Below are 24456 nucleotides of genomic sequence, written 5' to 3'. Positions count from 1 at the left end.
CCGCCGATGATCACAAGACAACGGCTGGCGGCGGGCGCCTGCGCCCTGCTCGCCGCCCTGACGGCCGGGTTCGCTCTTCCGGCCGGAGCGGTCGCCGACGAAACGGCGGAGCAGGCCGCTCCCAAGGTCGAACTCGTGCTGGACGTCAGCGGTTCGATGCGGGCCAAGGACATCGACGGCGGTTCGCGAATGGCCGCGGCCAAGCAGGCGTTCAACGAGGTGCTCGACGCGACACCCGAGGAGGTCCGGCTCGGCATCCGGACGCTCGGCGCCAACTACCGCGGCAACGACCGCCAGACGGGCTGCAAGGACACCGAACAGCTGTATCCGGTCGGGCCGTTGGACCGCACCGAGGCGAAAACGGCGGTCGCGACCCTCGCGCCGACCGGCTGGACACCGATCGGACCCGCGCTGCGCAAGGCGGCCGGCGATCTGAACGGCGGCGACGGCTCGCGGCGGATCGTGCTCATCAGCGACGGCGAGGACACCTGCCAGCCGCTGGACCCCTGTGAGGTGGCCCGGGAGATCGCCGCCCAGGGCATCGGTCTCACCATCGACACCCTCGGCCTGGTGCCGGACGCCAAGACCCGGGACCAGCTCAGCTGCATCGCGGACGCGACCGGCGGCACGTACACCTCGGTCCAGCACAAGGAGGAACTCTCCGACCGTGTCGGCCAGTTGGTGGAGCGGGCCGCCGATCCGGTGGTGACGCCGGTCGCCGTGGACGGCGCGGAGGGGTGCGCGAAGGCGCCGACTCTGAAGTCCGGTCTCTACACCGACCGCGAGGAGTTCGGGCAGCACCGCTGGTACCGGGTGGACGTCGAGCCGGGCCAGGAGCTGCGCGCCTCGGTGAGCGTGGCGGCCGACCGCGCGGTGGCGCCGGACTACGGGGTGCTGCTGCGGGCGGTCACCGTGCACGGGCGCGAGATCGTCCGCGGTGAGGCCGCGGGCAACGGGCGCACCGATGCCGTGTCGACCGGGCTGCGCTATCCGAAGGCCGAGAGCGACGACGAGGACGCGGCCGCCGAGGTCGTGTGCCTGCAGGTGTCCCACTCGTTCGCCGCGGCCAGTGGTGTGAAGACCACGCCCGGCATGCCGCTGGAGCTGACGGTCGACGTCGTCGACGGGCCGGACCAGGCGGGTGACGTGGCCGCGTTCGGTCTCGGGCGCGGCTGGTGGCTGCTCGGCGCCCTGGTGCTCACCGGCTTCCTCGCCGGTGTGCTGTGGGGCTGGGTCTCTCGCTGGCGGCTCGCGGTCTGGAGGACCAACTGATGCGCATCAGACGTGTGTTGACCGCGGCGCTGCTGCTCGGGGGCGCCCTGGCGCCCGCCCTGCTCGGCGTCTGCGCCTCCCCGGCGGCCGCCGACTCCTCGCCCTCGGCGAGCCCGTCGGACGACGGTGACGCGCCCACGGAGGCCGGTACGTCCTTCCGTACGGCGACCGAGGTCGACCAGGGGCAGCAGGCCACCGCCAGTGCGTCCACCGGCGACTATCTGTACTGGTCGTTCCCCGCGGACGCCGGGCAGCGGCCCACCGTGACGGCGACCGTCAAGCTGTCCGAGGCCACCACCCGGCATGCCGCGGAGACCTGGCAGATCGACGTGTACGACGGGCTGCGGCGCCGGCAGGCGTGCCAGTACGGGGCGCAGACGCGGACGGTCGCCCAGGACGCGGCCTCCGTGAAGCTGTCCTGCACGCTGCGTACGGTCCGCGCCTGGTCGGAGGCCTGGGCGAACGATCCGCTGCCGGGCACGTACTACGTCCGGCTGACCGCCGTGGGACTCCAGGCCTCCGATCTGGGGCTGCCGTTCGACGCCCGGCTCCGGGCCGACGCCAAGGACATCGGCGGCTCGGCGGCGGTGGACGGGGCGCTGGCGCAGCCGCTGGTCCCCGGCGTCGCGACCACGTCCCAGGAGTCCGACGACTCCGGTTCGTCCACGGCCGCGCTGTCCTCGATCGAACCCGACGACGGCTGGGCCTCCGGCTGGTGGACCGACCGGTGGGTGTGGACGGCGGTCGGCGGCATCGCCGCCGCGCTCGCCGGCATCGGCGGATACGCCCTGACCAGAGGCGCGGGCCGCCCGGGGCGGGTGCGCCCGACGGCCTGACACACCCGGGCCGTTCGCGCGGTTGCCCGCTCCCTGTTCAGGGGCGCGGGCAACCGCGCGAGCTCTTGGGAGCCCAGCGCCGCGTCCTGAGCCGCCGGGGCCGGACGGGACGGGTGCCACCGGCGGGGGCCGCACGGGACGGGCAGAACTGGCGGGGCCGGACGGGACAGGCGGAGCCGCCGAAGGCCGGACCGCACAGGCAGAACCGACGAGAGCCGGACCGCACAGGCAGAACCGGCGGAGGCCGGACCGCACAGGCAGAATCGCCTGAGGCCGGACCGGACACGCAGAACCAGCGGGAGCCGGACCGCACAGGCAGAACCGACGGGAGCCGGACGGGAGAGGCGGGGCCGGACCTCCCGGTCACGCCTCCCGCAGCAGCTTGGCCGGCAGGCCCTCACCCACCACTCCGACGCTCCCCTCGCGCACGGCGTCCCGCAGGCTCAGCACCCCCCGGCTCACGGCCTCACAGATCCCCGTGTCCAGCGACAGCCGCGCGTCCGGCTCCTCCGGCGCGGGCCCGTCCCCGTAGACCGGCCGCTCCCCGGCACCCAGCCAGAGATGGAACGCCCCCTCGTCCAGGCGGACTTCGACCAGCCCCTCGCCCACGCCCGCCTCGCGCAGCCCCCGCAGCAGCGGCAGCGCGAACCAGTGCGCCCGTACGGCGTCCGTGGGTCCCCGCTCGCCGAGCGCGGCCGCGCCCCAGGCACCGAGCGCCTGCAGCACGGGCAGCAACTCACGTCCTCGGCCGGTGAGTTCGTACACGTACGCGGCACCCGGCGGCGGCAGGCGGCGCCGTGTCGTCAGCCCGTCGCGCTCCATGTCCTTCAGCCGGGAGGCGAGGACGTCCGTGCTCACGCCCGGCAGGTCCGCGTGCAGATCGGTGTAGCGGCGCGGGCCGCCGAGCAGTTCGCGGACGATCAGCAGGGTCCAGCGGTCACCGACGGCGTCGAGGGCGCGGGCAGCGGAGCAGTACTGGTCGTAGCTTCGGCGAGGTGACATGCGGCGCAGTCTAGACAAGTTGTTGGACTTTCCAAGCACCTACTTGGTAAAACCAAGCAACACCACGAACCGGAGGACGCAGCGCATGGAGTTCCGCCAGTCGAGCAAGCTCAGCGAGGTCTGTTACGAGATCCGCGGCCCGGTCATCGAGCACGCCGACGCACTGGAGGCAGCCGGCCACAGCGTGCTGCGCCTCAACACCGGCAACCCCGCGCTCTTCGGCTTCGAGGCGCCGGACGAGATCCTCCAGGACATGATCCGGATGCTCCCCCAGGCGCACGGCTACACCGACTCGCGCGGCATCCTCTCCGCCCGCCGCGCCGTCGCCCAGCGCTACCAGGACCGGGGTCTGGAGGTCGGCGTCGACGACGTGTTCCTCGGCAACGGCGTCTCCGAGCTGGTCTCGATGGCGGTGCAGGCGCTCGTCGAGGACGGCGACGAAGTCCTCATCCCCGCCCCGGACTTCCCGCTGTGGACGGCCGTCACCACGCTCGCGGGCGGCAAGGCGGTGCACTACCTCTGCGACGAGCAGTCCGACTGGTACCCGGACCTCGCCGACATGGCGGCGAAGATCACCGACCGGACGCGGGCCGTGGTGATCATCAACCCGAACAACCCCACCGGCGCCGTCTACCCGAAGGAGATCGTCGAGGGCATCCTCGACCTGGCCCGCCGCCACGGCCTGATGGTCTTCGCCGACGAGATCTACGACCAGATCCTGTACGACGACGAGGTGCACCACTCGGCCGCCGCGCTCGCCCCCGACCTGGTGGTCCTCACCTTCTGCGGGCTGTCCAAGACGTACCGGGTCGCCGGCTTCCGCTCGGGCTGGCTGGTGGTCACCGGACCGAAGCAGCACGCGCGCAGCTATCTGGAGGGGCTGGCCATGCTTGCCTCCATGCGGCTGTGCGCCAACGCACCCGCCCAGTACGCCATTCAGGCCGCGCTCGGCGGCCGCCAGTCCATCCACGAGCTCACCGGCCCGGGCGGCCGGCTGCGCGAACAGCGCGACCGCGCGTGGGAGAAGCTCAACGAGATCCCGGGCGTCTCGTGCGTGAAGCCCAAGGGCGCCCTGTACGCGTTCCCGCGCCTCGACCCCGAGGTGCACAAGATCCACGACGACGAGAAGTTCGTTCTGGACCTGCTGCTGCGCGAGAAGATCCAGGTCGTCCAGGGCACCGGCTTCAACTGGCCCCGCCCCGACCACTTCCGCATCCTCACGCTCCCGCACGCCGACGACCTGGACGCGGCGATCAGCCGGATCGGGCGGTTCCTGAGCGGGTACCGGCAGTAGGGCCGACCGGCCGAGCCGGGGCTGCGGCCGCCGCCGGCCGATGTCACCGTACGGAGGAGAGAACGTACGCGGGGGACGTACGCAGGGACGGAAAGGGTTCGGCGATGGGTGACCTGCTCCTCGTACGGCACGGTGAGACCGACTGGTCGTTGTCCGGGCGGCACACGGGGTCGACCGATGTCCCGCTGACCGACAACGGCCGGGAGCAGGCGCGCCGGCTGGCTCCGCTGATCGCCCGGCACCACATCGCGGCGGCCTTCGTCAGCCCGATGCAGCGGGGGCGGGAGACGGCCCGGCTGGCCGGGGTCGGCGGGGCGCGCGTCGACCCGGACCTGTCCGAGTGGGACTACGGCGGGTACGAGGGGATCACGACCGTCGAGATCCACCGGAGCCGGCCCGACTGGTTCCTGTTCGACGACGGCGTCACGGCGGGCCCGCCCGAGCACCCCGGGGAGAGTCCGGACCAGGTCGGTGAGCGCGCGGAACGGATGCTGGCCAAGATCGACGCCGCGCTCGCCGAGGCGGAGGGCAGCGTGGTCGTCTTCTCGCACGGGCACTTCCTGCGGGTGCTGACCGCACGGCGGCTCGGGCTGCCGGCTTCGGCCGGCGCGCTGTTCCAGCTCGCCACCGGGACGATGAGCCGGCTGAGCACGGAGCACCGCCGCCATGTGGTGGCCGGCTGGAATGTCAGACCCGACGCGTACTGTTCCCATGGGCCGCTCGCCCCGGCGGGACAGGGGCCCGAGGACCACTGACCGACGGAGCGGCCGGCCGCCGGGACAGCTCCGGCCGGGCGGGAGGGAGCGCGCCGTGACACGACCGCCGACCGCCGCGCAGCGGCACCTCATCGAGGCCGCCGATCCGGTCACCGGACGGCTGAAGGGCACGCAGGCCCAGCTCGCCGCCCTGGTGCGGCGCGGGCTCGCCTTCCGGCACCCCCGGCCGCCGCACGACCACTTCCTGACGCCGGCGGGGCATCGGGTGCGGGAGGCCCCCGAGCCGGTCGCACCGGCCCCGGCGCCGGCCGCCGACGACTCCGGGGTGTTCACCGCGCGGATCGGCGGCGAGGAGTCCCCGGAGAGCGGCCCGGCACGGCTCCGCGAGGTGCACAGCGCCTGGCAGGGACTGCTGGAGCTGCGGCGGATGACGAACCCGGGCGGCGCCACGGACCGTCCGTGCGGCTGGGAGCGTACGCACCTGGTGCAGGCCGCCGCGCTCGCCCTGGAGGCCGCGGGCCATCGTCCCGCGGGCCAGGAGAGTGCCGGGTATCAGGTGCGGGCGACCCCCCAGCCGGAGGCCGTCGCGGTGCGTGGGCCCGATCCCGAGGAGCTGCGGGCCTGCGCGGTCACGCTGGAGCAGGCCGGCTGGCAGGTCAGCGCGCACACCGAGCCGCGTACCGGGGCGCCGTATGTGCTGGCCTCGCCGCGACGCGCGTGAGGGCGCCGGAATGGCGTGCGGTACAAGGGAGTTGGATGGATCAAGTCCTGACCGCCGTTGAAGGGGGAAGTCGTGGCAGAGCAGTTTTCCGTCGCAGTGACCGTCCGCGGGTACGAGACCGACGTGCAGGGACACCTCAACCAGAGCGTGTATCTGCAGTACGCGGAGCACGCCCGCTGGTCGCTGCTGCACGCGGCCGGGATCAGTCAGGCCGAGCTGATGGGCAAGGGCGTGGGACCGGTGACCCTGGAGACGACCATCAGCTACAAACGCGAGCTGCGGGCCGGCGACGAGGTCGAGGTCACGTGCGGTTTCGTCTGGGGCGCGGGCAAGAGTTTCCGCGTGCAGCAGACGATCCGGAAGAGCGACGGCACGGTGTCCGCCGAGATCACGGCGGTCGGCGGGCTGCTGGACCTCAAGGAACGCAAGCTGGTGGCCGACCCGCGCGAGTACTTCCGCGTGCTGGCGGCGGATTCTCGGCTGTTCGGTCTCTGACGGGCGCGCGCCGGTCGCCGGCCTTCGCGAGTACGGGCCGCGCCGGCCGCCGGCCCTCGCCGGTCCGCGACTGAACGGACCGCGACCGGCAGCGGGTCCGCCGACCGCGGGCCCACCGCGGGCCGTCCGCGCGGTCTACGAGTCCACCAGCTCCGGCCGGTGCACCGCGTCATAGGCCGCACGGGACTCGGCGATCGTCACCCGGTGCCGCTCCGCCCAGTCCGTGAGCGAGAGCAGCGTCGCGTGCAACTCGCGGGCCACCGGGGTCAGTTCGTACTCGACCTTCGGCGGGACCGTCGGGTGGACGGTACGGGTGACCAGTCCGTCGCGCTCCAGATTGCGCAGGGTGAGGGTGAGCATGCGGCGGCTGATGCCCTCGACACTGCGCTCCAGTTCGGTGAAGCGGATCGGGCCGTGGGCGGCGGCCACGATGATCAGGACGCTCCATTTGCCGGCGACCCTGTCAAGAACTTCACGGACGGGGCAGGCCTGCGCGAGCACAGCCTGCGAGGTAACACCGGTGTTCCCCTGGGACATCGAAGTGCCTCCTTCTACCGGCCTCCATGGTCACTGACGATGTACCCCGTTACAAGTCGTGCACCTTTGGAGCTTGCGGAGGCCCTCGCCATGTCGTCCAGAATCGAGTCACCCGCCCGACGAACGTACTCCCGCTGGGCGTCCCTGGTCGTGCTGTGCGCGGGCACGCTGATGACGATCCTGGACGGGACCGTCGTGACGGTCGCGATGCCGGCGATCCAGCGCGACCTCGGCTTCTCGGCCCCGGGCCTCGCCTGGGTCGTGAACGCCTATCTGATCCCCTTCGGCGGGCTGCTGCTGCTGGTGGGGCGGCTCGGGGACCTGGTGGGCCGCCGGCGGATGTTCGCCGCCGGGCTCGCCGTGTTCACCGCGGCTTCCGCCCTGTGCGGGGTCGCGAACAGCCAGGCGATGCTGGTGGCGGCCCGCGCCCTGCAGGGCGTCGGCGGAGCGATGACGGCGGCCGTCGTCCTCGGCATGCTGGTCGCGCTCTTCCCCGAGCCGCGCGAACAGGGCCGGGCCATCGCGGTGTTCAGCTCGGTCGGCGCGGCGGGCGGCGCGCTCGGCACCTTCCTCGGCGGGGCCCTGACCCAGGCACTGGACTGGCACTGGATCTTCCTGATCAATCTGCCGATCGGGGTGGTGGCCTGGGTCGCCGCCCTGCGGATCCTCGCCCCGGAACGGGGTGCCGGGCTCGGCAGGGGCGCCGACTACCCCGGCGCGGCCCTGGTCACCGGCGCGCTGATGCTCACGGTGTACGCGATTGTCGGCGCCGGCGACCGCGCGCTGGGCACGACGCTCACGCTCGCCGCCGTCTCGGCCGTGCTCTTCGCCGGCTTCACCCTGCGCCAGGCACGGGCCGCGCGTCCGCTGCTGCGCCTGCGGCTCTTCCGCTCCCGGGTCCTGACGGGGGCGAACGGCGTCCAGATCCTGATGATCGCGGGCATGTACGGCTTCCAGTACATCGGCGCGCTCTACATCCAACGCGTCCTGGGCTACAGCGAGTTGCTCACGGGCACGGCGTTCCTGCCGGCGCCGGTCACGATCGGGGTGCTGATGCTGGGCCTGTCGGCACGGACGGTCGCCCGCTTCGGCCCGTACCGGGTCCTGCTCGCCGGACTCGCCCTCATCACGGCCGGTATGGCGCTGCTGAGCCGCGCCCGGGTCGACGGCACCTACCTGGCCGACGTCCTTCCGCCGATGCTGCTGCTCGCGGCCGGGTTCGCCGCCGCGATGCCCGCGGTGACGGGGCTCGCCATGGCGGGTGCCCGTGAGGAGGACGCGGGCCTGGCCTCGGGGCTCTTCAACACCACGCAGGTGGTGGGCGGTTCACTGGGTCTCGCGGTCCTCACGACCCTGGCGGCGAGCCGCACGGAGGACGTGCTCGGCGAGGGTGCGCGGCTGGTCACGGCGACCGCGGACGGCTACCGGCTGGCGTTCACCGTCGCCACCGGGATCGCGGCGGCGGCCCTGGTGGCTGCGGCGGCGGTCCTGCGCCCCGGACGCGTCTCCCCCGCCGGACAGGCGGAGGAGACGCCCGAGACCGGGCAGGTGGTGGAGGCGTCCGAGGCGGACCGTCAGTCCTGCGCGAACGCCTCCTTGTGATCGCGGGCCCATCGCGCGAACGTGCGGGGCTCGCGGCCCAGGACCTGCCGCACGTCCTCGGTCAGCACCGCGTTCCCGCCGCCCCGTACGTACGCGGCGCCCGCGAGGACACCCTGGACGTAGGCCTCGGGCATGCCCGCCCGCAGGAACTGCTCACGGGCCTCTTCCGGGGACAGCTCCACGGTGCCGACCGGGCGGCCCAGCACCTCGGCGAGAGTGGCCGCCTGATCGGCGGTGGTGAGGAGTTCGGGTCCCGTGAGTGTGTAGGTGCGGCCCGAGTGCCCCGGCGTCAGCAGGGCTTCCGCGGCCACCTCGGAGACGTCGCGCGGGTCGACGACGCCCTGGGTGCCGGGCCCGGTCCGGTCGGCCACCGGCTGACCGGTGTGGATCGTGTGCGCCCAGCTCAGGGTGTTGGAGGCGAAACTGGAGGGGCGCAGGACCGTCCATTCCAACCCGCTGTCGCGGACGGCCTGTTCACCTGGCAGATGCCAGGTCCCCGAGGGGCCCACGGCGGGGTCGCCCGTGCCGATGGCGGACAGCTTCACCACCCTGCCCACGCCCGCCGCCCGCGCCGCCGTCACCAGCGCCGCGTCCGTCTCCGCGTCATCCGGCCCGAGGACCCCCACCGCGAAGAGGGCCGTCGCCCCCGCCAGCGCCTCCGCCACGGACGCGGGCTCATCGAAGTCGCCGCGCACCACCTCCACCCCGGCGGGCGTCCGCGCCCGGGACGGATCCCGGGTCAGCGCGCGGACCTTCGCTCCGCGCGCCGTGAGCTGTCGTACGACTTCACTTCCGATGGTGCCCGTGGCACCCGTCACCAGGATCATGTCCTCACCGTGCCGGGCCGGTGCCGGTGGTCTCTAGGAAATTCCGGCACGGTTCCCGGGCCCATCGGGCCCCCGGGCGCCTCTACGGTGGTGGGGTGACGACCACGCATGACACGACCCAGGGCGCCGCGTTCCGGTCGGGGCCGGCCGCGGACGGTTTCACCGAGGAGTCGGGGGCGCTGCCGGAGGCACTGCGCCCGTGGTTCACCGGCATCGGGTTCACGTCCGTCGAGGGCGATCCGCGCGAGCTGTTCACGCACATGCCGGACGCGGCGACGAAGGTGGTGGTGCGGGTCGAGGGGGACGAGCGCCGCGACGTGCTGGTCGTCGGGCCGCGCACCCGCGCCTCGTACCACACGGGCAAGCGGCTGACGTCCTGCGTGGAGCTGCGCCTGGCCCCGGGCGCGGCCCGTTCACTGCTCGGCGTACCGGCCGTCGACCTGGTCGGCCGGGTCGCGCCGCTGGGCGACTTCCCCGGCGGCGCGGCACGTCGACTGGCGGACGGCCTGCTCCCGTTGGCACCGGAACAGGTCGTCCCCCACCTTGCCGGGACGCTGCCCGACGGGCCCGCCCCGGGCGACGCCGCACGCACCGGCCTGCTGCGCGCCGCGGTCGAGGCGATGTCGACGGACACCGGCCGACTCCCGTCAGGCGTAAGGGAGTTGGCGAACCGTCTTGCGGTCAGCGAACGCCAGCTGCGCAACCTCTTCACGGACGGGGTCGGGGTCTCCCCCAAGCACTACGCCCGTATCGCGCGCGTACGCCATGTCCTGAGTCACGCCCGGCGTGTCCCGGACACCTCCTGGGCCCAACTCGCCACCACGACCGGCTACTACGACCAGTCCCACATGACCGCGGACTTCCGCACCCTGATGGGTGTCCCGCCGACGTCCTTCTTCACCGGCCGTCTCCCCGCCGCACAGCCGTGCCAGGCTTATGCCTCGCGCGCGGGGCGCATCGGCACCGGGGCCTGATTGAAGGCGTAGTACACCGCCAACAGGCCGTGCACGGCGAGGGTGAGCGGGGCCGAGACGAAGGCCAGCGCCACCGTGGCGGGGTACGCGAGGGAGCCGAGGGCGAACCGGACGCGGGTGCGCCGGGCGCCCTCGACGTCGACGCGCGCGTCGAAGAGGTGGCCCGTGCGGGTGAGGTGCCACCACAGGGCCTGGAAGGCCAGCGCCATGGCGACCATGACGAGGCTGTAGACGGCGGCCGCGACATGGGACGCCTCGTCCTCCCGGAGGTATTCGGCGAGCATCGCCGTCGGCCAGGGCACCGCGGCGACCACCATCAGGACCAGCAGGTTGAGGAACATCAGCGTGCGGTCGACGCGGGCCACATGGCGGAACACCTGGTGATGGTTGATCCACATGATGCCGATCACGAGGAAGCTCACCACGTAGGCGGCGTACGAGGGCCACTGGCCGCCCAGCGCGTGCCACAGTCCGCCGTGCTCGCCCACCTCCGGAACCTTGATCTCCAGGATGAGCAGGGTGATGGCGATGGCGAAGACGCCGTCGCTGAAGGCCTCGACCCGCCCCGAGTCGGTGCCCTGGTCCGGCTCCTCGCCCCCGTCCGTGGCGCCGTCCCGCTCCGGTCCCGGGCCGTGGCCGGGTGTGCCGGCCTGTCTGGAGCCGCCGCTCCGGTCCGACTCGTTCATGACGGATTCTCCCCCCTGTGGCGTGGCTGTGCGCTGAGACCGTAACTCAGCGGGTATTCCTGCACACGGCGTTCCTCCATCCGCGGAAACGGAGTCCTCATGCCGCTCGCCCGCCGCACCGTGCTCACCGCCCTCGCCGGCGCCGGACCGGCCGCCGCCTGCGCCTCGTCCACCGAAACGGGCGGCGCCTCGGCGCGGGTGCAGGGCGCGGCCACCGACGCGGCCCGTCGGCTTCTCCCCCGGCACTGGCAGCAGCTGGACTTCCGTACGGCGACCGAACCCGACGTCTTCCGGGTCTCCGGGCGCGCCGGCCGCGTCACCCTCACGGGCGCCACCCCCGCGGTCCAACTCACCGGACTGAACTGGTACTTGAGGAACGTCGCGCACGCCGACCTCAACTGGGCGGGCGAGCAGCTGGACCTCCCGCGGGAGCTGCCGGCGCCGGACGGCACCGTCGTCCGGCGCGCCAACGTCCCGCACCGCTTCGCCCTCAACGACACGAACGACGGCTACACGGGCCCGTACCACGACTGGCCGTACTGGGAGCGCGAACTCGACGTGCTCGCCCTGCACGGCTACAACGAGATCCTCGTGTACACGGGAGCGGACGCGCCGTACCACCGCCTCTTCCAGGAGTTCGGTTACTCGGACGGGGAGTTGCGGAGCTGGATCCCGGGCCCGGCGCACCAGCCCTGGTGGCTGCTGCAGAACCTGTCGGCCTTCCCGCACCCCGTCTCCCGGCAACTGCTCGACGCCCGCGCCGCCCTCGGCCGGCGGATCGCGGCCCGGGTGCGCGACCTGGGCATGACCCCGGTGTTCCCGGGCTACTTCGGCACGGTCCCGCCGGGCTTCGCCGACCGCAATCCGGGGGCTCGGACGGTCCCGCAGGGTGACTGGATGGGCTTCGCGCGGCCCGACTGGCTGGACCCGCGCACGGACCACTTCGCGCGGGTGGCAGCCGCGTTCTACCGCGTCCAGGAGGAGCTGTTCGGCGCGTCCACGCTCTACAAGATGGACCTGCTGCACGAGGGCGGCAGCCCCGGCGACGTGCCCGTCGGGGACGCGGCGCGCGGTGTCGAGAAGGCACTGCGCGCGGCGCGCCCGAACGCCGTCTGGGTGATCCTGGGCTGGCAGCACAACCCGCCGAAGGCGATCGTCGACGCCGTCACCAGGGACCGGATGCTCGTCGTGGACGGCCTGTCCGACCGCTTCCCGACGGTCACCGACCGGGAGTCCGACTGGGGCGGCACGCCCTACGCGTTCGGCTCCATCTGGAACTTCGGCGGTCATACGGCGCTCGGCGCCAACACCCCGGACTGGGCGGAGCTGTACGAGAAGTGGCGCACCAGGGACGGCAGCGCCCTGCGCGGCATCGCCCTGCTTCCGGAGGCCGCCGACAACAACCCCGCGGCCTTCGCGCTCTTCTCCGAACTCGCTTGGCGGGAGGGCGAGTTGAACCTGCGTGACTGGTTCAGGCAATGGTCGCACGCGCGGTACGGCGCTCGTGATCCGCACGCCGAGGCGGCCTGGGACGTCCTGCGCCGCACCGTGTACGGCACCACGCGCGCCGACTCGTGGAGCGAGGGCGCGGACAGCCTGTTCGCGGCCCGTCCGTCGCTGACGGCGAACAGGGCGGCCAAGTGGTCACCGAAGGAACTGCGCTACAGGGCCGAGGAGTTCGAGCCCGCGCTGGGCGAGCTGCTCGCGGTGCGCGCCGGGCTGCGCGGCTCGTCGGCGTACCGCCGCGACCTGCTGGACGTGGCCCGCCAGGCGCTCGCCAATCGCAGCCGCACCCTCCTGCCGCGCATCAAGCAGGCGTACGACGCCGGCGACGCGGCCCGTCTCGGTGAGCTGGCCGGCGTCTGGCTGTCCCTGATGGACGCGCTGGAGGCGCTGCTGGCCACCGACTCCCGTCATCTGCTGGGCCGTTGGGTGGCGGACGCGCGGGCCTGGGGCGCGGATGCGGCGGAGCGGGACCGGCTCGCGTACGACGCGCTGTCGCTGCTGACGGTGTGGGGCACCCGGGAGGGCGCGGACGCGGGGCTGCGCGACTACGCGAACCGGGAGTGGGCGGGGCTGGTGGGCGGGCTGTACCGGCTGCGCTGGTCGACGTACTTCACGGAGCTGCGGGCGGCGCTGCGGGAGGGCCGGGCGCCTCGGAAGACCGACTGGTTCGCCCTGGAGGACCGCTGGACGAGGAACCCCGGCAGGCTCGCCACGCGCCCCGCCGGTGACACGTACACGGCGGCGGTCCGGGTGCGGGAACGACTGGCGGCGACCCGGTAGCGCACGCCGGGAGGGCTGCGCTCGGCGGCCGGCCGGCGCGGCCGGCTTCCGCAGGAACGTCTCACCTCCCGGAGCATGACGATTCAACGGACCCTCTCTTGACGGGTATACGTCACCTTCAAAGTCTGGTAGGAAACCTTCCTAACAGTTCGGGTACGTCGTACACCCCTCATTGGAGGTCCCGTGCACACCCCCCACATACGCACCTCACGGCGCACGCTGCTCGCCTTCGTCGGCGCTTCCCTGGTGGCAGGCCCCGTGATCGCGACCCGGTCCGCGACCGCCGCGGTGGTCGGCCTGGACGACCCGGCGAAGAAGGAGATCGCCATGAAGCTGGTCTCCAGCGCGGAGAACTCCTCGCTGGACTGGAAGGCGCAGTACAAGTACATCGAGGACATCGGCGACGGGCGCGGCTACACCGCCGGGATCATCGGATTCTGTTCCGGCACCGGCGACATGCTCGACCTCGTCGAGCTCTACACCCGGCGCAAGCCCGGCAACGTGCTGGCCAAGTACCTCCCCGCGCTGCGCTCCGTGAACGGCAGCGACTCGCACCAGGGCCTGGACCCCGGCTTCCCCGGCGACTGGCGCAGGGCCGCCACGGACACCGCGTTCCAGCAGGCCCAGAACGACGAACGCGACCGCGTCTACTTCAACCCGGCCGTCCGGCAGGGCAAGGCCGACGGCATCGGCGTCCTCGGCCAGTTCGCGTACTACGACGCCATCGTGATGCACGGCGACGGCGGCGACAGCACCGGCTTCAGCAGCATCCGCAGGCGGGCGCTGAACTCGGCCAAGCCGCCTGCCCAGGGCGGCACCGAGGTGACGTACCTGAACGCCTTCCTGGACGCGCGGGTCTGGGCGATGAAGCAGGAGGAGGCCCACTCCGACACCAGCCGCGTCGACACCGCCCAGCGCGTCTTCGTGCAGAAGCGCAACCTCAACCTCGATCCGCCGCTGGACTGGAAGGTGTACGGGGACAGCTTCCACATCGGCTGAACAGAGCCGCCGAGCAGAGCGGCGGAGGGCGCGGCACTCGTGGTGCCGCGCCCTCCGTATGCCCGTCGGACGTGCCGGTTGCCGGCGCCGGCCGACGGCGGCCGGCGGTCAGTGGGCCGGGACCGCCTTCGCCGCCCGGCTGCCGCCGAGTTCCTCGCCCGCCTCCATGGGATGCGTGACGTCCTCCGCGTCCTGGCCCTTGCCCAGGTGGTTGAAGACGAGGTTGAGCACCACGGCCGCCACACAGCCGGTGGAGATCCCCGAGTCCAGGACGATCTTCGCGGTCTGGGGGAAGGCGTGGTAGAACCCCGGTGCCGTGATGGGGATGATGCCGACGGCGAGCGAGACGGCGACGATCAGGACGTTGTTGTCCCGCTCCAGGCCGGCCCGGACCAGGGTCTGGATCCCGCTGGCCGCGACCGAGCCGAAGAGGACCACCCCGGCGCCGCCGAGCACGGGACGCGGTACGACGGCGATGAGCGACGCGGCCACCGGGCACAGGCCCATCAGCACCAGGAAGCCGCCGCCGGTCGCCACGACGTACCGGCTGCGGATCTTCGTCATCGCGACCAGGCCGATGTTCTGCGCGAAGGCGCTGCACATGAAGCCGTTGAAGAGGGGGCTGAGCGCCGAGCCGAGGGTGTCGGCGCGCAGGCCCGCCGCGATGGTCTTCTCGTCGGCCGGGCGCTCGACGATCTCACCCAACGCCAGCATGTCCGCGGTCGATTCGGTCATCGAGACAACCATCACCACGCACAGCGAGAGGATCGCGGCGACCTGGAACTGCGGGGCGCCGAAGTGGAACGGGGTCGGGAACCCGACGATGTCCGCGTCGCCCACCGGGCTGAAGTCCGTGACGCCGAACGGGATCGCGACGAGGGTGCCGAGCACCAGGCCGAGCAGCACGGCGATCTGCTTGACGAAGCCCCGGGTGAAGCGGCGCAGCAGCAGGACCATGACGAGGGTGGCGCCCGCGAGACCCAGATAGGTCGTCGAACCGTAGTCGTGCGCGGCGGGATCGGGGCCCTGGGCCCACCCGAACGCGACCGGCAGCAGTGAGATGCCGATGAGCGTGATGACCGTGCCGGTGACGACCGGCGGGAAGAAGCGGACCGCCTTGCTGAAGAAGGGCGCGGCTATGAATCCGAGGACGCCCGCGACGATGACCGCGCCGAAGATGATCGGCAGGGCGTCGCTCTTGTCCTTGGTGGAGGCGACGACCGCGGTCATCGGGGCGACACCGGCGAAGGTGACGCCGTTGACGAAGGGCAGCCGGGCGCCGATCTTCCAGAACCCGAGGGTCTGGAGGAAGGTGGCGAGGCCGGCGGTGAACAGACAGGCGCCGGTCAGGAAGGTCAGTTCGGTGCCGGAGAGACCGACGGCCGCTCCGACGATCAGGGGCGGGGCGACGACTCCCGCGTACATGGCGGCCACGTGCTGGAGGCCGCTGGTCGCCATCTTCAGGGGCGGCAGCTTCTCGTCGACCGGGTGCCTGGACTGGTCAGTTGGTGTCGAGTCGGGGACTGCATCGGTGCGGGGCGCGGGCTGGGCGGCCACGGCGGCTCCTCCGGTCGGGTACACGTCTGCGTTGACGTGGGTTTCATGGAGGTGATGCGCGGTCGTGCGGGACCGGGACGATACGTCGTGGAGGAGGGTCTCCGTGACGATGACCGTCGCGAAGACCGGAGTCTCTGCGACGGAGACCGGTCCGGGGAGCACGCACGTTCATGCGTGCTCCCCGGAGACGGCCGCCGTGGACCCCGCTCGGGTCCACGGCTACCGGCCGAGGGCCGTCCCCCTCAGCCGGAGATCTGGGGCCGTACCACTCCACGTGCCGGATGGCACGAGGAGTCCGGGTACGGCGGTCAGGCCTGCGCGGCGATGCGCGCGAGCCGCTGTGCCTCCGCCCGCGTGGAGCGGGCGATGGCGTCCTCGTCGACATGCAGGAGGCGGCTGTCCTCGACGACCGGCCTGCCGTTGACGAGGGAGAGGGTGACCGGGGCCGCCGCACCGAAGACCAGCGCGGTCACCGGGTCGGCGATCGAGGCGTGGGCCAGGGTGTCGAGCTTCCACAGGACGAGGTCGGCGAGCTTGCCCGGCTCCAGGGAGCCGATCTGGGAGGCCCGGCCGAGGACTTGGGCGCCGCCGAAGGTGCCGAGGCGCAGCGCCTGGCGGGCGTTCAGGGCGGCCTCGCGATGGGCGCCGAGGCGGTTGATGAGGAGGGCGTTGCGCAGCTCGGTGTGCAGTTCGCCGGACTCGTTCGACGCGGTGCCGTCGACGCCGAGGCCGACCGGGACGCCGGCCGCCAGCATGTCGGGGACCCTCGCGATGCCGGCCGCCAGACGGGCGTTGGAGGACGGACAGTGGGCCACACCGGTCTTCGTACGGGCGAAGGCGGCGATGTCGGAGTCGTTCATGTGGACGCAGTGCGCCATCCACACGTCCTCGCCGAGCCACCCGGTGGACTCGAAGTAGTCGGTCGGGCCCATGCCGAACAGTTCCTTGCAGAACTGCTCCTCCTCGACGGTCTCCGAGCCGTGCGTGTGCAGCCGTACGCCCTTGCGGCGGGCCAGTTCGGCGCCCTGCCTCATGAGTTCGGTCGACACGGAGAACGGGGAGCAGGGCGCGACGGCGACCTGGGTCATCGCGTCGAAGGAGGCGTCGTGGTGCTCGTCGACGGTCGCCTCGGTGGCCGCGAGCGCGCCTTCGAGGGTCTCGACGGCGAAGTCCGGCGGCAGGCCGCCGTCCTTCTCGCTGCGGTCCATGGAGCCGCGGGCCAGAGTGAAGCGGACGCCCGTCTCACGCGCCGCCCGGATGATGGCACCGGACAGGTCGCCGGAACCCTTCGGGTACACGTAGTGGTGGTCCATGGCGGTGGTGACGCCGCCGCGGGCCATCATGGCGAGGGAGCCCTGCGCGGCGGAGTACGCCATCTGCTCGTCGATGCGCGCCCAGGTCGGGTACAGGGCGACGAGCCAGTTGAAGAGGTTGTGGTCCGTGGCCAGGCCGCGGGTGATCCACTGGTAGAAGTGGTGGTGGGTGTTCACCAGGCCGGGTGTCGCCAGATGCCCGGTGCCGTCGATCCGACGGACCACGTTCTCCAGGTTCTCGGGGGCCTTGCCGGCACCCACCGACTCGATCTTGTTGTCGGCGACGACGATGTAGCCCGAGGCGTACTCGGTGTCGCCCGCGTCCACGGTCGCGATGGCGCAGTTCTCGATGACGATGCGCTCGACTGCCACGGCGGTTCCTCGTTCTTCCCATTGGTGGACGGACCCGGGGGTCGAGCGGGGTGACGACCGGATCCGTGGTGCTGTTGTTGCGCAGATGCCCCCGCTCTCCCCTGGGACTCGACGCCGGCGCACGCGTCGGGGCTGGAGCAGCAGTACCGCCGTCGGCAGTACTACAGGTTGGTGAGGTCCACCGGGATGTGCGGCTCGCAGCCGTCGCGCAGGATGGTGGCCTCGATGAGCCCGTACGGACGGTCGGCCGCGAAGTAGACCTCGTTGTCGTTCTTGAGGCCGAAGGGCTCCAGGTCGACGAGGAAGTGGTGCTTGTTCGGGAGGGAGAAGCGGACCTCGTCGATCTCGCTGCGGTGGTTGATGATGCGCGCGCCCATTTGGTAGAGGGTCTGCTGCAGCGACAGGGAGTACGTCTCCGCGAAGGCCTGGAGCATGTGCTTCCTGACCTGCTCGTAGGACTTCTCCCAGTTGGGCATCCGCTCGTCGTCGTCGGTCCAGTTGAACCGCCAGCGCCCGGACACCTCGGTCGCCAGGATGCGGTCGTACGCCTCCTTGAGCGTCGTGTACTTGTCCTTGACGTAACCCCAGAACTCGGAGTTCGTCGAGTTCATCACGGTCAGGTCCTTGAGGCCGGAGATGACCTCCCAGTTCTCACCGTCGTAGGTGATCTGGGTGACCCGGGTCTCCTGCCCCTTGCGGACGAAGGAGTGGTTGACCTCGTCCGAGCCGATGAACTTGGAGTTCGCGTCCGAGGTCGCGATGCGCTCCCAGGTGTACTCCTCGATGCGGATGCGCGCCGTCTTGATCGGCTCCTGCGAGGTCACGAAGTGCCGCGCGAGGTGGATGCCGAACTGCTCGGCGGACTCGATGCCGTGCTCCTTGGCGAAGGCGTACACCGTGTTCTTGGTGGTGTCCGTCGGCAGGACGTTCGCGTTGGAGCCCGAGTAGTGCACGTCGTCCATGTCGCCGCTCAGCGCGACCGAGACGTTCAGGTCCTTGATGTGGTGCGTGTCGCCGTCGCGCGTGATCTTCACGACGCGGTTCTCGGCCTTGCCGTACTGGTTCTGACCCAGGATCACAGGGCGGGCGGGTCGGGAAAGGTCTGTCATGTCTGCTAGCTCCCTCGGTAAACGGAGTAGCCGAACGGGTTGAGCAGCAGCGGTACGTGATAGTGCTCGCCCGGCTTGACGGCGAAGGTGATCGCCACCTCGGGGAAGAACGCACCGCTGTCCCGATTCGCGGGGGCGTCCTGCTGCGCATCGGCTTGCTTTTCTTCTGAATGCGACTCGAAGTACTGCTCGACCGCGAAGTCGAGCCGCACGTGGGTCGTCCCCACCGGCAGGGCCGGCAGGTCCTTGCACCGGCCGTCCGCGTCGGTCGCGGAGCCGCCGAGCGCCTGCCAGTCCGCCGTGCGGCCGCCGCGGGCCGCGAGCCGGATGGCGACGCCCTCGGCGGGACGTCCGATGCTCGTGTCCAGGATGTGGGTGGACACGGAGGCGGTGGTGTCGGTGCTCATGCGCTCTCTTCCTCTACGAGGCGGGTCAACCGAATGCGGTTGATCTTGCCCAGCTCGGAGCGGACGGTCTCGCGCTCCTGCTCGGGCGAGTTGCCGATCCGCTCCTTGACCGCGTCGCGCATCTGCTCACCGGTGCGGCCGGTGGCGCAGATCAGGAAGACGTGGCCGAACTTCTCCTGGTAGGCCAGGTTCAGTTCGAGCATCTCCTCCTTGAGCTCCTCGGAGGCGCCGGCCATACCGCGCTGTTCGCGCGAGGAGGTCGGGTCACCGGGCTTCGGCCGCCCGATCGGCGGGTGCCCGGCCATCGCCTCCTGGAGGTCCGCCGCGGTCAGCTCCGCCATGGCGGCGTCGCTCGCGGTGAAGAGGTCGTCGATGGTGGCGTACGGGCGCCGGGTGAGCAGCCTGCGCGCCCACGCCGAGGAGGCGCACGCTTCGTGGAGGGCGGCGAAGGCCGCGTGGTCCTCCAGGGCGTTGAACCGGGCGAGGCCGCCAGGTGTCGTACTCGAAGTCACGGGAAGCCTCCGTGGCCTTGTGCTGGACGGGCTGCGGACAGCTAACGCCCTCGGAAACACCACGTCAACACTTTGTTGAAAAATGCGGGTAACAAAAACCGTCGTCCGGGCAGTCCGGACGACGGTCGGCGCCAGGCGGGCCGGTGTCAGCCGCCCGCGCCGGCTTTACGCTGGTCAGGGCGGCCTTCCCGCTCCCTCGCCAGGATTCCCCCGCGTCCCGCCGTCAGGATTCCTTCTCGCGGTTCAGGTAGTTGTAGACGGTGAAGCGGCTGACGCCGAGCGCGCCCGCGACGGTCTCCACCCCGTGCCGCACCGAGAAGGCGCCGCGGGCCTCGAGTATCCGCACGACCTCCTGCTTGGTCTTGCGGTCGAGGTCCGCCAGCGGCCGGCCCTGCTTGCGCTCCAGGGCGGCCAGGATGTGGTCCAGCGAGTCGGCGAGCTGGGGCAGGCGTACGGCGACGACGTCCGCGCCCTCCCAGGACAGCACGACATCGTCGGCGCCGGCCTGGTCCGGCGCCAGCATCTCGCCGCCCATGGCGTCGATCAGCGGCTTGACCGCCGTCACGAAGGGGTCGTCCCCGATACCGGTCACTGATCACCCTCCTCGGCGGCACCGACGACGTTCACCTGGAGCGAGACCCGGGTGGCACCGGCGCCCAGGGCCTTGCGCAGCAGGGCGTCGACGGCGGTGAGCACCTCGTCGGCGCCGCCCTCCGCGGTGTTGCCGAACGGCCCGACGTCCACGGCATCCAGTTCGGCCGCCTCGATGACCTCGCGGGCGACCAGGGCGTGCCGCGGCGCCTCGTCGAGGTCGAAGGGCTCGGTCGTGAACTCCACTCTCAATCGCACGCGCTCAACCTACTGGGCAACGCGGATTTTCCGGCAGCCTCCTCCGCCCCCTCTTGACAACCGGCGACACACGACGGCAATCTTCCATTAAGCAGAAACGAACTTCCGTAATACGGAATCGCGACCAACGGAAGGGAGCGCCTACCCCATGGGATTCGCAGAGCAGCGCTTCAACGTCAACCTGTCGATCCTCTTCACGGAACTCCCGCTCCTGGAGCGCCCCGCGGCCGCCGCCGCGGCGGGCTTCACCGCGGTCGAGCTGTGGTGGCCCTGGGTCGACTCCCCCACCCCCGAGCAGTCCGAGCTCGATGCCCTCAAGAAGGCCATCGAGGACGCGGGCGTCCAGCTCACGGGGCTGAACTTCTACGCGGGGCAGCTGCCCGGCCCGGACCGGGGCGCCCTGTCGATCCCCGGCGAGGAGTCCGAGCGGTTCCGCGCCAACATCGACGTCGCGGCGGAGTTCGCGCGCTCGCTCGGCTGCACGGCGCTCAACGCCCTGTACGGCAACCGCGTCGAGGGCGTGGACCCGGCCGAGCAGGACGCCCTCGCCCTGGAGAACCTGGCCCTCGCGGCCCGGGCCGCCGACCGCGTCGGCGCGATCCTCCTGATCGAGACCCTCAACCAGCCGGAGTCCCCGCGCTACCCGCTGGCGACCGCCCCGGCCGGCATCGCCGTCGTCGACAAGGTCAACGAGGCGACCGGGCTCGGCAACGCCAAGTTCCTCATGGACCTGTACCACCTGTCCATGAACGGCGAGGACCTGCCGCAGGTGATCTCCGCCTACGCGGAGAAGACCGGCCACGTGCAGATCGCCGACAACCCGGGCCGCGGCGCCCCCGGCACGGGCACGCTCCCGCTGGAGGACCTCCTCGACCAGCTGAGGAAGGCCGGCTACGAGGGCTGGGTCGGCCTGGAGTACAAGGCGGGCGACCGCCCGAGCGCCGATTCCTTCGCGTGGCTGCCCCGCGAGGCCCGAGCGGCCCGCTAGCCCGCCGGGCCGGCCGCGGACGACCCGCCGCCCGGCCCCACCGCCGCGCCCGTGCGCGCGGCATCCCACAGACGTACAGCAGCAGTTGTTTCAGAGAGGCACCCTCATGAGCAATCTCCCCAAGGTCGCATGGATCGGTCTCGGCATCATGGGCTCCCCCATGTCGGAGAACCTGATCAAGGCCGGTTACGACGTCACCGGCTTCACCCTGGAGCAGGACAAGCTGGACCGCCTGGCCGCGGCCGGCGGCAGGGTCGCGGGCTCGATCGCCGAGGCCGTGCGCGACGCCGACGTGGTGATCACCATGGTGCCCGCGTCGCCGCACGTCGAGGCCATCGCCTACGGCCCCGACGGCATCCTGGAGAACGCCGGGTCCGGCGCCCTCCTGATCGACATGTCGTCCATCACCCCGCAGACCTCCGTCGACCTGGCGAAGGCCGCGCAGGAGAAGGGCATCCGCGTCCTGGACGCGCCCGTCTCCGGTGGTGAGGCCGGTGCCGTCGAGGCGGTGCTGTCCATCATGGTCGGCGGCGAGCAGGCCGACTTCGACGAGGCCAAGCCGATCTTCGACGCCCTCGGCAAGACCATCGTGCTGTGCGGTCCGCACGGCTCCGGTCAGACCGTGAAGGCCGCCAACCAGCTGATCGTCGCCGTGAACATCCAGGCGTGCGCCGAGGCCGTGGTCTTCCTGGAGAAGTCCGGCGTCAACCTGCAGGCCGCGCTCGACGTCCTCAACGGCGGCCTCGCGGGCTCCACGGTGCTGACGCGCAAGAAGGACAACTTCCTCAACCGCGACTTCAAGCCGGGCTTCCGTATCGACCTGCACCACAAGGACATGGGCATCGTCACGGACGCCGCCCGCAACGTGGGTGCCGCGCTGCCGGTCGGCGCCGTGGTCGCCCAGCTGGTCGCGTCGCTGCGTACGCAGGGCGACGGCGGCCTGGACCACTCGGCGCTGCTGCGGGGCGTCGAGCGCCTCTCCGGCGCCCAGCTCTGAGCCGCCTGCCCGGCGCCGGACCCTGAGCAACGCGGCCGGCGCCGGGCCATGGCCAAGCCCTGAGTCACGGGGTCGACGCCACGCCCAGGCCCCTCGCCAGGCCCTGAGTCACGGGGCCGACGCCACGCCCAGGCCCTTCACCAAGCCCTGAGCCACGAGCCCGACGCCACGCCCAGGCCCTTCACCAAGCCCTGAGCCACGAGCCCGACGCCAGGTCCTGAGCGGCCCGCGCGACGCCCCGCTCCGGGCCACCCGATCCACCCGGACCCTGTGATCCGGTTCCCCACCGAGACCTCCGGGCCGCGGCGGTGCTGACACCTGTCCTGTCGCGCCCAAGCCCCGCCGCGGCCCGGATACCCACCCCTGGATTCCCTTGTGGGATCCCACCGACAGGGGTTCAACAATCCGTTGAAACATGACTTCAACAAACTGTTGACGTTGCTGACCGGGCGTCCATACGCTCGCGTCACCGTCAACAGTTCCAGCAGTTCCGTACGGAAGGTCGCCACCCGAAGATGACGAAGCGCGTGCTCACGACCGAGTCCGGCGCCCCGGTCGCCGACAACCAGAACTCCGCCACCGCCGGCGTCGGTGGCCCGCTCCTCCTCCAGGACCAGCACCTCCTGGAGAAGCTCGCCCGGTTCAACCGTGAGCGCATCCCGGAGCGCGTGGTGCACGCCCGCGGTTCCGGCGCGTACGGCTACTTCGAGGTGACCGACGACGTCACGGGCTTCACGCACGCCGACTTCCTGAACACCGTCGGCAAGCGCACCGAGCTCTTCCTGCGCTTCTCGACGGTGGCCGACAACCTCGGCGGCGCGGACGCGGTCCGTGACCCCCGCGGCTTCGCGCTGAAGTTCTACACCGAAGAGGGCAACTACGACCTCGTCGGCAACAACACCCCGGTCTTCTTCATCAAGGACCCCATCAAGTTCCCCGACTTCATCCACTCCCAGAAGCGTGACCCGTTCACGGGCAAGCAGGAGCCGGACAACGTCTGGGACTTCTGGGCGCACGCCCCCGAGGCGACGCACCAGATCACCTGGCTGATGGGCGACCGCGGCATCCCCGCGTCCTACCGCCACATGAACGGCTACGGCTCGCACACCTACCAGTGGACGAACGCCGAGGGCGAGGCCTTCTTCGTCAAGTACCACTTCAAGACGAACCAGGGCATCCGCTCCCTCTCCACCGAGCAGGCGCAGGAGATCGCGGGCAAGGACGCCAACTCCCACCAGACGGACCTGCTCCAGGCCATCGAGCGGGGCGTGAACCCGTCCTGGACCCTGTACGTCCAGATCATGCCCGCGGCCGAGGCGGCGGACTACCGCTTCAACCCGTTCGACCTCACCAAGGTGTGGCCGCACCAGGACTACCCGCTGCAGCGCGTGGGCCGCCTGGTCCTGGACCGCAACCCCGACAACGTCTTCGCCGAGGTCGAGCAGGCCGCCTTCTCCCCGAACAACTTCGTTCCGGGGATCGGCCCCTCCCCCGACAAGATGCTCCAGGGCCGGCTGTTCGCCTACGCGGACGCGCACCGCTACCGCCTGGGCGTCAACCACACCCAGCTGGCCGTCAACGCCCCGAAGGCGACGGTCGCCGAGAACTACGGCCGGGACGGCCTGATGGCGTCCAACGCGCAGGGCCGCGCCGCCAAGAACTACGAGCCCAACTCGTACGAAGGACCGGCCGAGACCGGCCGCCCGCTGGCCGCGCCGCTCGCGGTGCACGGCCACACGGGCACCCACGAGGCCCCGCTGCACACCAAGGACGACCACTTCTTCCAGGCGGGCGAGCTGTACCGGCTGATGTCCGAGGACGAGAAGTCGCGCCTGATCGCGAACATCGCCGGCGGCCTCTCGCAGGTCTCCCGTGACGACGTCGTCGAGAAGAACCTCGCCCACTTCCACGCCGCCGACCCCGAGTACGGCAAGCGCGTGGCGGAGGCGGTCCACGCCCTGCGCGAGGACTGAGCCCCAACCCCTGGGCTGCGCCGGGGATCTGACGGGAGGTCAGATCCCGGGCGCACGCCCGCGAAGGCTCCTGGACCCGGATGAGGGGTGGTCCGGAGCCGGAGCGGGCAGATCGCGTCGGCCGCTACGGCC

The 24456-nt window shown here is 71.5% G+C and carries 24 protein-coding genes; 13 read left to right on the top strand and 11 right to left on the bottom strand.

Going from position 1 to position 24456, the window contains the following annotated elements:
- The first annotated feature begins 6 nt into the window (after positions 1-6).
- Complete coding sequence (locus ACFWM2_RS00290; protein WP_383271362.1) at positions 7-1272, top strand: VWA domain-containing protein; 1266 nt, start codon at positions 7-9, stop codon at positions 1270-1272.
- Positions 1272-2108, top strand: a complete 837-nt coding sequence (locus ACFWM2_RS00285; RefSeq protein ID WP_383271360.1) for a hypothetical protein — start codon at positions 1272-1274, stop codon at positions 2106-2108. The genes ACFWM2_RS00290 and ACFWM2_RS00285 overlap by 1 nt, the downstream gene beginning before the upstream one ends.
- A gap of 363 nt (positions 2109-2471) precedes the next feature.
- Here ACFWM2_RS00285 and ACFWM2_RS00280 read toward each other — a convergent pair whose 3' ends face one another.
- Entirely contained in the window at positions 2472-3110 is a 639-nt protein-coding gene (locus ACFWM2_RS00280) for a winged helix-turn-helix transcriptional regulator (protein ID WP_383271358.1), read from the bottom strand.
- A gap of 85 nt (positions 3111-3195) precedes the next feature.
- On the opposite strand from ACFWM2_RS00280, the gene ACFWM2_RS00275 reads away from it, so the two are divergent.
- From ACFWM2_RS00275 to ACFWM2_RS00260, 4 genes are all read left to right on the top strand, one after another.
- Positions 3196-4404, top strand: a complete 1209-nt coding sequence (locus tag ACFWM2_RS00275; protein WP_383271356.1) for a pyridoxal phosphate-dependent aminotransferase — start codon at positions 3196-3198, stop codon at positions 4402-4404.
- A 104-nt stretch (positions 4405-4508) separates the two neighbouring features.
- Complete coding sequence (locus ACFWM2_RS00270; protein WP_383271354.1) at positions 4509-5159, top strand: histidine phosphatase family protein; 651 nt, start codon at positions 4509-4511, stop codon at positions 5157-5159.
- Positions 5160-5214: 55 nt separating this feature from the next.
- Positions 5215-5841 (top strand): hypothetical protein, encoded by a 627-nt coding sequence (locus ACFWM2_RS00265; protein WP_383271352.1) that lies wholly within the window; start codon positions 5215-5217, stop codon positions 5839-5841.
- 72 nt (positions 5842-5913) lie between these two features.
- Positions 5914-6336, top strand: coding sequence for an acyl-CoA thioesterase (locus ACFWM2_RS00260; RefSeq protein ID WP_383271350.1), 423 nt, complete (start codon positions 5914-5916; stop codon positions 6334-6336).
- A 135-nt stretch (positions 6337-6471) separates the two neighbouring features.
- Here the strand turns inward: ACFWM2_RS00260 and ACFWM2_RS00255 are convergent, their stop codons facing one another.
- On the bottom strand, positions 6472-6873 hold the full coding sequence (locus ACFWM2_RS00255; protein ID WP_383271348.1) for a winged helix-turn-helix transcriptional regulator: 402 nt from the start codon (positions 6871-6873) through the stop codon (positions 6472-6474).
- Positions 6874-6963: 90 nt separating this feature from the next.
- On the opposite strand from ACFWM2_RS00255, the gene ACFWM2_RS00250 reads away from it, so the two are divergent.
- Positions 6964-8475 (top strand): MFS transporter, encoded by a 1512-nt coding sequence (locus tag ACFWM2_RS00250; protein WP_383271346.1) that lies wholly within the window; start codon positions 6964-6966, stop codon positions 8473-8475.
- Here the strand turns inward: ACFWM2_RS00250 and ACFWM2_RS00245 are convergent.
- Positions 8448-9302: an NAD(P)H-binding protein gene (locus ACFWM2_RS00245; protein WP_383271344.1), complete on the bottom strand. Its 855-nt coding sequence runs from the start codon at positions 9300-9302 to the stop codon at positions 8448-8450. The genes ACFWM2_RS00250 and ACFWM2_RS00245 overlap by 28 nt on opposite strands.
- 179 nt (positions 9303-9481) lie before the next feature.
- Between ACFWM2_RS00245 and ACFWM2_RS00240 the strand changes: the two genes are divergently transcribed.
- Positions 9482-10276, top strand: coding sequence for a helix-turn-helix domain-containing protein (locus tag ACFWM2_RS00240; protein WP_383274013.1), 795 nt, complete (start codon positions 9482-9484; stop codon positions 10274-10276).
- Here the strand turns inward: ACFWM2_RS00240 and ACFWM2_RS00235 are convergent.
- Complete coding sequence (locus ACFWM2_RS00235) at positions 10237-10962, bottom strand: TMEM175 family protein (RefSeq protein WP_383271342.1); 726 nt, start codon at positions 10960-10962, stop codon at positions 10237-10239. The two genes, ACFWM2_RS00240 and ACFWM2_RS00235, sit on opposite strands and share 40 nt — an antisense overlap.
- 99 nt (positions 10963-11061) lie before the next feature.
- Between ACFWM2_RS00235 and ACFWM2_RS00230 the strand changes: the two genes are divergently transcribed.
- Both ACFWM2_RS00230 and ACFWM2_RS00225 read left to right on the top strand, forming a co-directional pair.
- Positions 11062-13248 carry an alpha-N-acetylglucosaminidase gene (locus ACFWM2_RS00230; RefSeq protein WP_383271340.1) on the top strand — a complete coding sequence of 729 codons (2187 nt, stop codon included), beginning with the start codon at positions 11062-11064 and terminating at the stop codon, positions 13246-13248.
- Between the two features lie 183 nt (positions 13249-13431).
- Positions 13432-14247 carry a chitosanase gene (locus tag ACFWM2_RS00225; RefSeq protein ID WP_383271338.1) on the top strand — a complete coding sequence of 272 codons (816 nt, stop codon included), beginning with the start codon at positions 13432-13434 and terminating at the stop codon, positions 14245-14247.
- Between the two features lie 108 nt (positions 14248-14355).
- On the opposite strand, the gene ACFWM2_RS00220 is transcribed toward ACFWM2_RS00225, so the two are convergent.
- The 7 genes from ACFWM2_RS00220 to ACFWM2_RS00190 all read right to left on the bottom strand — a co-directional run bounded on the left by ACFWM2_RS00220 (position 14356) and on the right by ACFWM2_RS00190 (position 20366).
- Positions 14356-15705 (bottom strand): nucleobase:cation symporter-2 family protein, encoded by a 1350-nt coding sequence (locus ACFWM2_RS00220; protein ID WP_383274010.1) that lies wholly within the window; start codon positions 15703-15705, stop codon positions 14356-14358.
- Between the two features lie 407 nt (positions 15706-16112).
- Entirely contained in the window at positions 16113-17489 is a 1377-nt protein-coding gene (locus ACFWM2_RS00215) for an 8-oxoguanine deaminase (RefSeq protein WP_383271336.1), read from the bottom strand.
- 161 nt (positions 17490-17650) lie between these two features.
- The gene (gene pucL, locus ACFWM2_RS00210) at positions 17651-18598 is read right to left on the bottom strand and encodes a factor-independent urate hydroxylase (protein WP_383271334.1); all 948 of its coding nucleotides are present in this window, start codon (positions 18596-18598) and stop codon (positions 17651-17653) included.
- A gap of 5 nt (positions 18599-18603) precedes the next feature.
- Positions 18604-19005, bottom strand: coding sequence for a hydroxyisourate hydrolase (uraH, locus tag ACFWM2_RS00205; protein ID WP_383271332.1), 402 nt, complete (start codon positions 19003-19005; stop codon positions 18604-18606).
- On the bottom strand, positions 19002-19517 hold the full coding sequence (uraD, locus tag ACFWM2_RS00200) for a 2-oxo-4-hydroxy-4-carboxy-5-ureidoimidazoline decarboxylase (RefSeq protein WP_383271330.1): 516 nt from the start codon (positions 19515-19517) through the stop codon (positions 19002-19004). Before uraD ends, uraH begins: the two co-directional genes overlap by 4 nt.
- A gap of 223 nt (positions 19518-19740) precedes the next feature.
- Positions 19741-20109: a helix-turn-helix domain-containing protein gene (locus tag ACFWM2_RS00195; RefSeq protein ID WP_383271328.1), complete on the bottom strand. Its 369-nt coding sequence runs from the start codon at positions 20107-20109 to the stop codon at positions 19741-19743.
- Positions 20106-20366, bottom strand: a complete 261-nt coding sequence (locus ACFWM2_RS00190; protein WP_383271326.1) for a hypothetical protein — start codon at positions 20364-20366, stop codon at positions 20106-20108. The genes ACFWM2_RS00195 and ACFWM2_RS00190 overlap by 4 nt, the downstream gene beginning before the upstream one ends.
- A gap of 148 nt (positions 20367-20514) precedes the next feature.
- Between ACFWM2_RS00190 and ACFWM2_RS00185 the strand changes: the two genes are divergently transcribed.
- The 3 genes from ACFWM2_RS00185 (at position 20515) to ACFWM2_RS00175 (ending at position 24324) form a co-directional block, all read left to right on the top strand.
- Positions 20515-21354, top strand: coding sequence for a TIM barrel protein (locus ACFWM2_RS00185; RefSeq protein WP_383271324.1), 840 nt, complete (start codon positions 20515-20517; stop codon positions 21352-21354).
- Positions 21355-21460: 106 nt separating this feature from the next.
- On the top strand, positions 21461-22351 hold the full coding sequence (locus ACFWM2_RS00180) for a 2-hydroxy-3-oxopropionate reductase (RefSeq protein ID WP_383271323.1): 891 nt from the start codon (positions 21461-21463) through the stop codon (positions 22349-22351).
- Positions 22352-22866: 515 nt separating this feature from the next.
- Positions 22867-24324: a catalase gene (locus tag ACFWM2_RS00175; RefSeq protein WP_383271321.1), complete on the top strand. Its 1458-nt coding sequence runs from the start codon at positions 22867-22869 to the stop codon at positions 24322-24324.
- Positions 24325-24456 lie beyond the last annotated feature (132 nt).

The organism is Streptomyces sp. NPDC058371 (genome assembly GCF_042723265.1).
Classification (GTDB): Bacteria; Actinomycetota; Actinomycetes; order Streptomycetales; family Streptomycetaceae; genus Streptomyces.
Note: the sequence above shows the minus strand (reverse complement) of the source record. Positions and strands in the feature narration are given on the sequence as shown.

Bases quoted from the DNA above. Each gene is read 5' to 3' on its own strand.
- ACFWM2_RS00280 (WP_383271358.1), bottom strand. From the start codon at position 3,110: ATGTCACCTCGCCGAAGCTACGACCAGTACTGCTCCGCTGCCCGCGCC.
- ACFWM2_RS00175 (WP_383271321.1), top strand. From the start codon at position 22,867: ATGACGAAGCGCGTGCTCACGACCGAGTCCGGCGCCCCGGTCGCCGAC.
- ACFWM2_RS00185 (WP_383271324.1), top strand. From the start codon at position 20,515: ATGGGATTCGCAGAGCAGCGCTTCAACGTCAACCTGTCGATCCTCTTC.
- ACFWM2_RS00250 (WP_383271346.1), top strand. From the start codon at position 6,964: ATGTCGTCCAGAATCGAGTCACCCGCCCGACGAACGTACTCCCGCTGG.
- ACFWM2_RS00275 (WP_383271356.1), top strand. From the start codon at position 3,196: ATGGAGTTCCGCCAGTCGAGCAAGCTCAGCGAGGTCTGTTACGAGATC.
- ACFWM2_RS00270 (WP_383271354.1), top strand. From the start codon at position 4,509: ATGGGTGACCTGCTCCTCGTACGGCACGGTGAGACCGACTGGTCGTTG.
- ACFWM2_RS00255 (WP_383271348.1), bottom strand. From the start codon at position 6,873: ATGTCCCAGGGGAACACCGGTGTTACCTCGCAGGCTGTGCTCGCGCAG.
- pucL (WP_383271334.1), bottom strand. From the start codon at position 18,598: ATGACAGACCTTTCCCGACCCGCCCGCCCTGTGATCCTGGGTCAGAAC.
- uraH (WP_383271332.1), bottom strand. From the start codon at position 19,005: ATGAGCACCGACACCACCGCCTCCGTGTCCACCCACATCCTGGACACG.
- ACFWM2_RS00235 (WP_383271342.1), bottom strand. From the start codon at position 10,962: ATGAACGAGTCGGACCGGAGCGGCGGCTCCAGACAGGCCGGCACACCC.
- ACFWM2_RS00220 (WP_383274010.1), bottom strand. From the start codon at position 15,705: ATGGCGACCAGCGGCCTCCAGCACGTGGCCGCCATGTACGCGGGAGTC.
- ACFWM2_RS00290 (WP_383271362.1), top strand. From the start codon at position 7: ATGATCACAAGACAACGGCTGGCGGCGGGCGCCTGCGCCCTGCTCGCC.
- ACFWM2_RS00285 (WP_383271360.1), top strand. From the start codon at position 1,272: ATGCGCATCAGACGTGTGTTGACCGCGGCGCTGCTGCTCGGGGGCGCC.
- ACFWM2_RS00245 (WP_383271344.1), bottom strand. From the start codon at position 9,302: ATGATCCTGGTGACGGGTGCCACGGGCACCATCGGAAGTGAAGTCGTA.
- ACFWM2_RS00230 (WP_383271340.1), top strand. From the start codon at position 11,062: ATGCCGCTCGCCCGCCGCACCGTGCTCACCGCCCTCGCCGGCGCCGGA.
- ACFWM2_RS00180 (WP_383271323.1), top strand. From the start codon at position 21,461: ATGAGCAATCTCCCCAAGGTCGCATGGATCGGTCTCGGCATCATGGGC.